Genomic DNA, 1,452 nt, shown 5'->3' on the forward strand with positions numbered 1-1,452 from the left:
GCCTTACATTACTCAATTTTATCAAGAGATCGGTTTTTGGCGATATCCAAAACAAAATCCCCTAAATCATCATAACTCATTTGATTTAATTTCTCTTTGAGAGCTTCCGAAATCGTCTCTTTTTCAAATATTCCTTTAATAATATCAATGACCAATTCAACCCTAGCCTGATGCCTTTCCTTCGTATCCATGCGCATTCCTATATTCTCCTGTTCTCGATAGGCGTTCTTCAATATCGGCAAAACCTAAAGTGTAAACTGATGACTGCCTATTTTCTTAGTGGCTGTACGCGTCTTGAACCAAGCCGAATTGGTAATTATCGGATTAAAGAAGAACAGCGCATTGCCAGTGGGATCATTCCCTTTTACAGCAGCTTTAGCGGCTTTGAATGCCGTTTGGTTCGGAATAAGCCAGTACTGACCGTCCTTTACGGCAGAGAACGCATTGGGCTCCATAATGACTTCTTTTACTGTGTTCGGGAATTTTGAAGACTGAAGCCGATTCATGACAACTGCCCCAACCGCCACTTGGCCTTTATACTCTTCTCCTCTAGCCTCGGCATAGATGACACGTGCGAGCATGGAAAGTTCCTTTTTGTTGACCGACAATTTTTTGAGCTTCGCCCATGTTTTTGGACCTACAACGCCGTCACCCTGGAGACCGCTCTTTTTTTGAAAGGATTGAACCGCAGTGCGGGTAGCCTTTCCAAAACTGTTATCGATGGGCAAATTGTAAAAACCCATTGTTTGAAGCCGAAACTGCAGATCTATAATGTCCTGTCCCTTGCTGCCAAGTTTCAACACGGGTGAAGCCTCAACTTTGTGATTTGATACGGTTGCGGTAACTAGTACGAGTAGGACAAATAGAGTCAAAAATCTGTTCATGATGAATAAATCCCTCCTGATGCGAATGATAGGTAATGATTGGATGGCATTGAGCGTTTATTCTAGCACAGCATGAATAGGATAATCTTGTTAAGATTTTCTCATTTACATGCCCCCCTGAAATCAATAAAACGCGACGAAACCTTATAAAAGCAATACATAAGGAGTGAATAACGATGGTGAATAATTACAAACGCTTCATTCAAAATCAATTCGAAAAAGCGAAGTCTACCGCTTCCGAGCTTATTTCTTCAAGGAATGAAGAAGAAGAAAAAGCTATTATAGAACTCAATCCACAACATTATGTTGAGCTGAAAGCAATCGCCGATAAGCAGCATACGACCGTGCAAGCGATTATCGATGGCATCATAGTCCAATACTTGGCAAGCGCTCCATACGAAATAGCCCCGATCACGTTAGGCCAGAAGGAAGATAACCCGCTTTTGTATTTGGATGGTATTTGCAAATTAGAGGATTAAGGAGTGCTGACAGATGGATAACCACTTGAATGTTCAAGATACAATATTTTTGGATGAAACAGCTTTTGCTGCATTGATGAACCCAGAGG

At 41.5% G+C, this 1,452-nt stretch carries 3 protein-coding genes; 1 reads left to right on the plus strand and 2 read right to left on the minus strand.

What is annotated here, in order from left to right:
- Positions 1–8 precede the first annotated feature (8 nt).
- Together AC1DSE_RS35195 and AC1DSE_RS35200 are read right to left on the minus strand one after the other, a co-directional pair.
- On the minus strand, positions 9–197 hold the full coding sequence (locus AC1DSE_RS35195; protein WP_076265587.1) for a hypothetical protein: 189 nt from the start codon (positions 195–197) through the stop codon (positions 9–11).
- Positions 198–245: 48 nt separating this feature from the next.
- On the minus strand, positions 246–884 hold the full coding sequence (locus AC1DSE_RS35200) for a cell wall hydrolase (RefSeq protein ID WP_477509716.1): 639 nt from the start codon (positions 882–884) through the stop codon (positions 246–248).
- Positions 885–1,060: 176 nt separating this feature from the next.
- Here AC1DSE_RS35200 and AC1DSE_RS35205 point away from each other — a divergent pair, with 176 nt between their 5' ends.
- The gene (locus AC1DSE_RS35205; RefSeq protein WP_083681459.1) at positions 1,061–1,363 is read left to right on the plus strand and encodes a hypothetical protein; all 303 of its coding nucleotides are present in this window, start codon (positions 1,061–1,063) and stop codon (positions 1,361–1,363) included.
- The last annotated feature ends 89 nt before the right edge of the window (positions 1,364–1,452 follow it).

Source organism: Paenibacillus sp. 01L418 (assembly GCF_056400045.1).